Origin of the sequence: Coleofasciculus sp. F4-SAH-05, from assembly GCF_040222985.1 — a bacterium.
GTDB lineage: Bacteria > Cyanobacteriota > Cyanobacteriia > Cyanobacteriales > Coleofasciculaceae > Coleofasciculus > Coleofasciculus chthonoplastes.
The window spans coordinates 1-9603 of sequence record NZ_JAVKBY010000022.1 but is presented as its reverse complement, the minus strand read 5'-3'; the positions used below and the strand labels follow the sequence as shown (position 1 = coordinate 9603).

The following is a 9603-nucleotide window of genomic DNA, read 5'->3' as shown; positions in this document are numbered from 1 at the left end:
TATTGAGCCTAATTTAGATAACTCCAGAGGGCTTGTCTCCCTAAGCGTTTAGAGATTAATCTCTATGTTTCGGTCTGCCCGACCGTACATTGTTTTTGTCTTATGACTAATGCATTGCAGCACTTTTCTGGTATCGGCACTGTTGCAACAAATCACGCAGCCATGACAGAGATAATCCCCAGTTACCGCGATTTGGGTTAATATCGCTGGTGGCTAAGAAACTGGTTGGTCTATCTTGGTGTTTGCAGAGTCCATAGCCAGAGAAATACAGCAGAACCGTATCGGGAATTGTGTTTCCTTCTGGTAACAAGAGTTGGACTAATGCGGCTTCAAGTTGAGTCAGGGTAACTCGAATCGGGGTGGTTACATCGACAGGTGTGTTGAAAGTGAAAGCCGGAAGCCGCCTGACTTCGACATTACCGCGATCAATCAGGAGTTGCGCGATCGCATCAGCATCTTTTGCTGGTGATGTCAAGTTTTTCAGATGCTGAGTATCGTAAGTATTAATCCCAACGATCAAAGCCTGTCGATTCATAAGAAGTCGTCAATCCCTGTCAGCAGCATCCCGTTTTCCGGGCGTATTTAACTGATTCAGAGATTTTGTTCCTAGTCAGGACAATTAGGAGAATTACTTAGAAGATCAGAAGTTCTGTTGAATAGGAATAAAATTGACCCTATAGGTAGGCACATTTTCCCATTATGAAATAATAATCTCAGAAAACCACCACATTTGTCAATAGTTCAAAAAAAAAATATTTTCCCAAAACCCGCTTTTAAGGAGTTAGTCTTATACCCAGAAACTTTAGATCGATATTATAAAGACCTGTGTTACTATTTCAAGACTTTCATCCCCTAGTTGCGATCGCAACCACTCCTACCGCCGCCCAAACCCTACAGCCTCTGTGCCAGACAGCCGGGGCAAGGTTGTGGCTGCCTGAGTCTCTTCATCCCTCTGAACAGAATAATGTTCCCACAGTATCGTTCTATCAGGGTTCTCTTAAATCCCATATCGCCTCCCTTTGGCAAAATCATCGCGCTTTTATTTTTGGATTAGCAACGGGGGCGGTAGTGCGCCTTATTGCCCCACTTTTACAGGATAAATCCTCTGATCCAGCGGTTATCGTTATCGATGAAACTGGGCAGTTTGTGATTAGTTTATGCAGTGGACATCAAGGGAAAGCCGATCAATTGACAAGGATGATTGCCTTGCAACTAGGGGCGACTCCTATTTTAACTGGGGGTTCTACAGGATTAAATTTACCTGCTGTCGATATGGTAGGCATTCCCTTCGGTTGGCAACGGGGTGAGGGAGATTGGACGGGTGTCAGCGCCGCTGTAGCTAAAAGTGAACGGGTTGAGGTAATCCAAGAGGTGGGTTCTAGGTTGTGGCAAAATCACCTCCCCTCAGGACATCCCTTTGTTTTCGATGCTGACGAAGAGACGGTTGATGCTAATTCAGCTAATCCCTCATCAATTAATGCCCGGATTTGGATTAGTTTTACTCAGCGTCGCTTTTCTCCAGACTCTGATCTGCCCAAAGTGCAATGGCATCCACGGGTATTATGGGTGGGGATTGGTTGTGAACGGGGAACATCCAGAGAATTAATCGAAACGGCGATAATTCAAACCTGTCAACGGTATCATCTAGCCCTAGGTGCGATCGCGGGAATTGCCACCATTGATATTAAAGCCTCGGAAACGGGATTGGTGGAATTTTGTCAAGCCCATAATTTTCCCTTGCGAACGTTTCCAGCGGAGATTTTGCGATCGGTAACGGTGCCTACGCCGTCAACGGTGGTGAATCAGGCAGTGGGGACTCCTAGTGTGGCAGAAGCCGCCGCCTTGGTATGTAGTCAGCGCTTTAGCGCTTCTGGCACTAAAGTGCCGACTACGAACCTACTGGTGCAAAAACAAATTGTGCGGGCAGATGATCAGCCGGGGGCGGTGACGGTGGCGATTGCTGTAGCCCAAGGAGAATATACGGGTAGAATTGGACAACTGTTGTTGGTGGGTATGGGACCCGGACAGTTAGACCAAATAACGCCAGCCGCAAAAACGGCACTCTCTCAGGCTGATGCGGTAATCGGTTATTCTCTCTATATTGATTTAATTTCCCCGATTCTGCATCCCGGACAAATTATTGAATCCCTGCCAATTACTCAAGAACGCCAACGGGCGCAACGGGCGATTGAGTTAGCCCAGTGGGGATTAACGGTGGCGGTTGTGTCATCGGGGGATTGTGGCATTTATGGGATGGCAGGATTAGTGTTGGAGGAACTAAAAGCCCAAGGATGGGATGGGAAGACACCAAGGGTACAAGTCTTTCCCGGAATTACCGCCCTGCAAGCAGCGGCGTCTCGCGTGGGTGCGCCCCTGATGCATGATTTTTGTGCGATTAGTTTAAGTAACCTGTTGACGCCTTGGGATGTAATTGAAAAGCGCCTGAATGCTGCTGCCCAAGCCGATTTCGTTATTGCTTTATATAATCCGCGATCGCGCACCCGCATCGAACAACTGACAATCGCCCATCGTATCTTACTTCAATACCGTTCTCCCCAAACCCCAGTCGCGATCGTGCGATCGGCTTATCGAGAGGATGAAGAAATCACCCTTTCCACACTTGACAAATTACTCGATATTCCCATTGACATGCTGACCACTGTACTCATTGGCAATCAAAGTACCCGTCTTCACGGAGATTGGATGATTACACCACGGGGATACACCGTTAACGGTTACTCTACTTAGGGGCTGCTGAATAAGTGGTATGGTGAGGGGAAGCTCTTGAAACTGGGGAAGATGGGGGAGCAAGGGTACATTTTTCCATAGCTTGGTGATGCCATACATATAGATGAGGGTAGGATAGGGACAGGCTAACTACTGAATGTTTTTATCTCCGGTTCTCTCACCGGATTTCGTAGCAAATTAAACAGCCTTTGTCAAGACACCCCCATCTGGAGCTTGATAAAATCAATCACGGTTGCTAATCCCTCCTGAGTCTTTAAATTCGTAAATACAAATGGCTTATCACCTCGCATCTTTTTGGCGTCTCGTTCCATAACACCCAAATCAGCTCCAACCATTGGCGCTAGGTCTATTTTATTAATCACCAATAAATCCGATTTAGTGATTCCCGGTCCACCTTTGCGGGGAATCTTGTCACCGGCGGCGACATCTATCACGTAAAGGGTCAAATCGACGAGTTCTGGGCTAAAGGTGGCGGCTAGGTTATCCCCCCCACTTTCTAAGAAGACTAAATCTAAGGGGGTGAACTTCTGTTCTAACTCTTCAATTGCCGCTAAATTCAGGGATGCATCCTCCCGAATCGCCGTATGCGGGCAACCTCCCGTTTCCACACCCCGGATGCGATCGCGCTCTAATGCTTGAGAGTTTACCAAAAACTGGGCATCTTCCTGGGTGTAAATGTCATTGGTGACAACAGCAATTTGATAGGATGCCCGCATCGCCTTACACAAAGCATCCAATAAAGCGGTTTTTCCGGAACCTACAGGTCCGGCAATACCAACGCGAAATGTATTCATCAACCGTGTTTGAGATGTGATTTATTAACTATAAATTTACTATTATTTTTACGGCTTTTCTGGTCTTCGAGTTATGTTCACTCAGATGGCATCACATCATGAAAGAGGCGATAGTCGATAATCCGTCGCCCATCTTTTGTTCATTGACGTTGGCGAAGGTATCCGGCGATAGTTACGTCACCAGACAAGTATACATCCTGAATCATCTTGAAATAGTTGGATATTTAGGACTTGCTGCACAAAGGAGACACCCATATCAATCAATGCTTTGATCCATATTGACGTCCATAAGTAGAAGCGATCGAGAAAAACCATCAGGAAATAGGGGGCTTTGTAAAACGTTCCGTGTGCGAGAATATTGCGGCGGAATTGTGCTGCCCAGTCTGGTGATGTTAAGTTACCTTTCATTTTGTTTTTGCTGCAAACGTTACCATAGATAGTAGTCCTAGCTTAGATGATCTAGATAGTTCTTTACCAGTCGTTCGTAGTGAGGGCTTCAGCCCTCTCCAGCTAGGCGTTAGAGAACTAAAGTTCTCACTACAAACAAATTAGGTGTGCCACGCCAGTAGGGATGCAACACATCACAATCATTGTAACCCCATGCTACCGTAGGAGAGCGATGAACGGTTCCCCAATGCAAGAGATTACTAGTGCATCGGCAATTTCAGAGTTTCATACAGCACCAACTCAGTTTATTAACTATCGGGCGGCATTGCGTCGTGAAGAACCTGATCGCATTCTCTATCTAGCCGTGCCAGATCTAACCTATAACAGTTTATTTCAACTTGATTTTTCCGCATCAATGCTGCAAGAAAATACTATAAAAATGATAGTTTACAATATTGAAGTGGAGGAAATTTTACAATGGTAGAACTAACGGATAAAGTAATCAAGTATCAGCAAATTATGTAGCAATTGTTGATAGATTATGCAGAAGTTAAGCCGACTTATGGTGAGTTCGAGGTAGAGACAATCTTTGATACGCAGCGAAATCACTATCAAATTGTGCATCTAGGTTGGCACCATAGGCGCTGGGTGTATCATTGTTTAATGCATCTGGATATTCAGAATGAGAAAATCTGGATTTTTTACAATTCAACGGAGCATGATATTGCGGCAGAATTAGTCGATTTGGGTGTGCCAAAACAAGATATTGTGCTAGGGTTTTATCCTCCTTTCATGCGTGAAATGACTGATTATGCCGTGGGCTAAAAGCAGCAGGATTAAAGAGGCTGGCTGATGGACAAGCGTAGGCGTGACTCACCTTAATTGGTGGATTAGAATTGTAGGGGCGCAAGGCTTGCGCCCAGTTTAAACGTTAAATCTATTCCACAATTTTAGCTTGGTCAGTCCAGTATTGGCGTGACCGGATTAAAATAGGACTTTGTTTGTAGTAAGCACAAAGCGTGCTTTAACGCCTAGCTGGAGAGAGCTAAAGCTCTCACTACGAACCAACTTAACTTATTGGGCATTACCAATTAAAATAAAAGGTGACCAATAGAAGGGATGACGATCAATCTGCTGGAGTTTTGCCTGACGCAGGGCTTCTCCTTTACTCATCCCTTGGTTGAGATTTTGATAAAATTGGGTCATAATTTCGGATGTTGTTTCATCCTCGGCATTCCACAAACTTGCCATCACTGCTTTAGCACCTGCCCGTTCAAATAAGTAGGCAATACCTGCAATTTCTCGCCCGTCTGATTCTTCTCGCAAAGCGGTTTGACAGGCGCTGAGGACAAGAAGTTCTGTATTTTTCATGCCTAATCGTGCAGCATTGGCGATGTTGAAGGGTTCATCGGCAAATAGGAGGGTGTTGGGTTCCATATCGATGCGGCGTACACCATTACAGTCTTCCTCTTCTCCCAAACAGCAACCCTCGGCTTCAAAACAGCCGTGAGTGGCAAGGTGGATAACTGGGAAGCGAGAGGCGTGGTATTTGAATCTTTCGACAGTGGCGTCGTTACCCAGATAGATTTCACTTCCAGGTAGGAGGTTGGGTAGATTTTTGATTTCAGCTTCTGCACCCGGTAAATTATAGGGTTCTTCCGGGATTGGATTCCCTAATCCTAACGCCCCACGTTGTTTCCATTGGGGAAAAAGAATGACTAAAAGCAACAACATTGCTAGGGGTGTCGCTCCCCTTAAAAGAGTTAATATCCAAAATTGGTATCCTTTCTTTCTGGAAACCTTAACCTTGAAAAACAGGATACCAAAAAGTAATAACATTGCTAGGGTTGTAGTAACCCTTAAAAGGGTTAAACTCCCCATTTGGAATGTTACTGAATTGCCCTTGTTTTTCAATTGCAGCGAATTTACACTTAAGCGAGTGAAATAATTTATGGGATATTTTTCAATTAAGAACTCACCTGTGTCTCGATTGTAGAGGGTTTCAAAGGGAATATAGCGCAATTTACCTGTGGCGATGATGGCAATTTGGTTAGGAGATAATGCCTGAATTTTATCTTCAATGGGACGAATTAATAAATCGTAGAGTTCGCTACCCGTGTCGCGGAATCCTGTGGCATAACGGTTTTGCAATATCTCTCGGTAGTCAGTGATTAGGGTATCTAGTTTATCCAGATCGACGGGAACTTTTTTAACCGTGATGGGTTGGTCTTTGGTCAGGATAAAAATGGCGATATTATTGAGATTGGGCAGCGCGACGGGCTGAATAACTACTGTACCATCAGGAATACTGGCTTGGAGTTGCTCAAGATCATCAGGTGTGGTTTCTAAAAGTTCAGCAACTTCGGGATACTGGCGAGAAATGTCTTCCGCTTCTTGGTTAACTTGTGCCTCAAATTCCCGAAATTGGCGGGAGCGTTCCTCAGAAAAGTTGGCTTGTAATTGCTGGCGGAGAATTTCTAATTGCTGATTTTTTTGATTCCACTGGTCTAGAGATTTTTGGGCTTGGGTATTACTCACTTGGGCATCAACGAGGCGGGTGTAATCAGCGAGTTCGGCTGTGCTGTAAAGGTTAATCCATTCAAAAGCTTGTTTGGGTTGATTTTGGTCAATCAATAGGTTCGTTAGAGCAATTACACGACCTGGCTCATTTTGTAAAAATGACTGTCGATTTTCTCGTTGTAAACCCTGACGCATTTCTAGGGTAATAGTCACAGCTTGTTTAAGTTTAGTAATCGCCTGTTGCGGTTGTTCGATGGTATTGTAGACCGCACCAATATTACTAAGAGTAATGGCAACACCTGGGCGATTACCCACTTCCCGATGAATCGGTAAAGCTTGGTTATAGTAGTCTAATGCCTTCTGCGGTTGTCCCGTGGCATGGTAGATCACGCCAATATTATTGAGAGTAGCGGCTTCACCTGGGCGATTACCCACTTCGCGGCTAATGGGTAAGGCTTGCTTCAAGTATTCTAATGCCTGTTGTGGTTGTTCAATAGCATTGTAGACCCCACCAATATGATTGAGAGTAGTGGCTTCACCTTTGCGATCGCCCACTTCCCGACGAATGGGTAAGGCTTGCTTCAAGTATTCTAATGCCTGTTGTGGTTGTCTGATGTCATTGTAGACCGCACCAATATTACCGAGAGTAGCGGCTTCACCTGAGCGATCGCCCACTTCCCGGTTAATGGGTAAGGCTTGCTTCAAGTATTCTAATGCCTGTTGTGGTTGTCCGATGTCATTGTAGACCGCACCAATATTACCGAGAGTATCGGCTTCACCTGAGCGATCGCCCACTTCCCGACGAATGGGTAAGGCTTGGTTATAGTATTCTAATGCCTGTTGTGGTTGTCCGATGTCATTGTAAACCGCACCAATATTATTGAGAGTATCAGCTTCACCTGCGCGATCGCCTAATTCCCGGCGAATGGGTAAGGCTTGGTTATAATAATCCAGGGCTTGCTGGTGCTGATCAAGCTGATACAAATTAACACCAATTGTATCCAGTGTCAACGCTTCCTGCTGTCTATTTTTCAGTTTTCGTGCTAAATCTAAGGCTTGTTGGAGGGTTGCTGTTGCCTGTTCATATTGCCATCGTTCTGTCTGCTGATCAGCTTGGTCTAAAAGAACATCCAATTCTGCCTGTAAATCCTGGGTTTGCGCCCAACTTTGCTGAACCATCAATGGTATAGTTACAGGAACCAAGCCCAGACTGATCGCTAAAACACCCGGTAAAATTTGCCGCATAGCACCCAAACCTCTACACCTAACGGTCAATCGGCGTTGCCTTAATCGTCATCGTTCGCCCTGACGAATCAAATTCAATCACATCCACGATATAGACACTATCTTGAGAAATCGAGAGAATATCTTGTAAATCCTCATTGCTTAAAACAGTCCCTAAACTCAAACTCGCCGTTTCCGGATTTTGCAGTTGAAACGCGGCAATCGGTACTCCTTGCCACACTTGCTGTCCCTTTGTCGAGGCATTTTCTCCGCGAAACTTCCTCACCCTTTGCCCTTGTCGATCGCGAATCCACGCATCCCCCTGAAATTCTATCCAGTTCACTTCACTCACAGGTAACGTTAGCGAGGTATCTTTCTGAGAAATAGTTAACTCCTGTTCACTCAGCGCCGTTAATTGACCACTCATCGAACCGTTAGGTTTTTGCGACACTAATGCTGTCTCTGGTAGCGATATGGGTAACAGTTCCGCTTGGGTGCTAGGTGCTTCAGCAATTTCTCTGGGTTCGCTGGTTGTGGTTTCACTACACCCAACCAGTCCAAGACTTGAAACCAGTAGGGTCAAGGTAATGATATTCAGTGCCGTTTTCATCGCTTTGGTGATACTCCTAAAACCCCGTAATATGATTGAAATGAATAGCGCTGTGAAAAGTCTGTGGTTTCCACTCCTCCTGATCCTAACGAACCCAACCTATTAGGCAAAGTTACCAGTCTCGTCGTTTTACTTGGTGCGGGGTTGTACTTTACGGGTTGGACATACCGTTGGGCATATTTTAGCTTTTTCAACCTTGAGGTTTCCACCCTCAATTTACCCTTTGAATCCTTCTATATCGCTGCATTCCAAGCCCTGTTTGGTTCTCCCTTCGCCATTATCCGGACTGCGATCGCGCTTATTCTCACTGCTACGGCGATTCACCTCACCCTCTGGCTGATTCAAAATCCGGTGATGGCGAGTCTCACCACACTAACCAAAAGAGTGCGATCGCCTCTCCTCAATTACGCCAGACAACACCCCAATGCATGGCTATCCCAAGGGATACAATCCTTGGTTAACTTTAGTTCAACTCAGTTTAATTCCCTGCAATTTTTAGGCTCTCTCACCGTCGAAATTGTGATTGTTTTATGGGCATTAACCGCACTATTTTGGTTAGCCCAATGGCAAGCGGATACCGATGCTTGGTTAGATGCGGTTAACGAAACCTCAACCCTACCGATTATCACCGTTGTTGCCCCAGACAACACCGTTTCTCTGGGACGCAAACTGGACAATCCCTTGGTCAATCCTTCCGGTTTCCGGATTATCGGCGACCAAGATTTATATCAACGACTTCTGGGTAAAGAACTCACTGATACCAGTGATCCAGAAACCCCAAGAGTCTGGCGCTTACTCACTGATCGCGACGGTTATTTTTACATTTTTCCAGCTTTACCCGATAAACGCGATCGCACGTTGAGTCCACCTGTTGTGATGATGTATGAAAGTGATGGAGGCGATCAACTAATGATCCTTAGTCCTCCAACCTCCCGGAATTAATTTGTTTGTCCAAAGTCCAAAAAGTTAGATGTAGGGGCGGGTTTAGGTAATCAATCCAGCTAGTCACCGATAATGGAACAACAAAACCCGCCCATTCCCCCATCGCCAGACAATCAATTAATTGCAAATTGGACAACAAAACTCACCGGATTGTTAACCGCGATCGCACCTTTAAAATGTCGGGCTGAAAGGTGGAGTCGGGCGGGTTTTGTTGAAAGATGATGAGTGACTCCATTAATTTTATCCCTAAACCCGCCCCTACATTGGATTTTCTGTCCCGATATCAGATGTTCCGATTAACCTGAAACCCGATAACAAAATCCACCGGATTGCTAACTGCGATCGCACCTTTAAAATGTCGGGGTGAAAGGTGGAGTC

10 protein-coding genes are annotated in these 9603 nt (G+C 45.4%); 5 read left to right on the top strand and 5 right to left on the bottom strand.

Annotated elements, in window-relative coordinates; genetic code table 11:
- Positions 1–106: 106 nt before the first annotated feature.
- Positions 107–535: a caspase family protein gene (locus RIG27_RS02525; RefSeq protein ID WP_446342116.1), complete on the bottom strand. Its 429-nt coding sequence runs from the start codon at positions 533–535 to the stop codon at positions 107–109.
- 290 nt (positions 536–825) lie between these two features.
- Here RIG27_RS02525 and cobJ point away from each other — a divergent pair, with 290 nt between their 5' ends.
- Positions 826–2748, top strand: coding sequence for a precorrin-3B C(17)-methyltransferase (gene cobJ, locus RIG27_RS02520; protein ID WP_446342114.1), 1923 nt, complete (start codon positions 826–828; stop codon positions 2746–2748).
- 191 nt (positions 2749–2939) lie between these two features.
- On the opposite strand, the gene ureG is transcribed toward cobJ, so the two are convergent.
- Both ureG and RIG27_RS02510 read right to left on the bottom strand, forming a co-directional pair.
- Positions 2940–3542, bottom strand: coding sequence for an urease accessory protein UreG (gene ureG, locus RIG27_RS02515; RefSeq protein WP_446342112.1), 603 nt, complete (start codon positions 3540–3542; stop codon positions 2940–2942).
- Between the two features lie 177 nt (positions 3543–3719).
- Positions 3720–3950, bottom strand: a complete 231-nt coding sequence (locus RIG27_RS02510) for a hypothetical protein (RefSeq protein WP_446342110.1) — start codon at positions 3948–3950, stop codon at positions 3720–3722.
- 226 nt (positions 3951–4176) lie between these two features.
- On the opposite strand from RIG27_RS02510, the gene RIG27_RS02505 reads away from it, so the two are divergent.
- Both RIG27_RS02505 and RIG27_RS02500 read left to right on the top strand, forming a co-directional pair.
- Entirely contained in the window at positions 4177–4413 is a 237-nt protein-coding gene (locus tag RIG27_RS02505) for an element excision factor XisH family protein (RefSeq protein WP_446342108.1), read from the top strand.
- Positions 4414–4457: 44 nt separating this feature from the next.
- Positions 4458–4754, top strand: coding sequence for an element excision factor XisI family protein (locus tag RIG27_RS02500; protein ID WP_446342106.1), 297 nt, complete (start codon positions 4458–4460; stop codon positions 4752–4754).
- Between the two features lie 249 nt (positions 4755–5003).
- On the opposite strand, the gene RIG27_RS02495 is transcribed toward RIG27_RS02500, so the two are convergent.
- Together RIG27_RS02495 and RIG27_RS02490 are read right to left on the bottom strand one after the other, a co-directional pair.
- Complete coding sequence (locus RIG27_RS02495) at positions 5004–7694, bottom strand: CHAT domain-containing protein (protein ID WP_446342104.1); 2691 nt, start codon at positions 7692–7694, stop codon at positions 5004–5006.
- 19 nt (positions 7695–7713) lie between these two features.
- Positions 7714–8283: a hypothetical protein gene (locus RIG27_RS02490; protein ID WP_446342102.1), complete on the bottom strand. Its 570-nt coding sequence runs from the start codon at positions 8281–8283 to the stop codon at positions 7714–7716.
- Between the two features lie 63 nt (positions 8284–8346).
- Between RIG27_RS02490 and RIG27_RS02485 the strand changes: the two genes are divergently transcribed.
- Both RIG27_RS02485 and RIG27_RS02480 read left to right on the top strand, forming a co-directional pair.
- Complete coding sequence (locus tag RIG27_RS02485; RefSeq protein ID WP_446342100.1) at positions 8347–9225, top strand: hypothetical protein; 879 nt, start codon at positions 8347–8349, stop codon at positions 9223–9225.
- Positions 9226–9297: 72 nt separating this feature from the next.
- Positions 9298–9447: a hypothetical protein gene (locus RIG27_RS02480; protein ID WP_446342098.1), complete on the top strand. Its 150-nt coding sequence runs from the start codon at positions 9298–9300 to the stop codon at positions 9445–9447.
- The last annotated feature ends 156 nt before the right edge of the window (positions 9448–9603 follow it).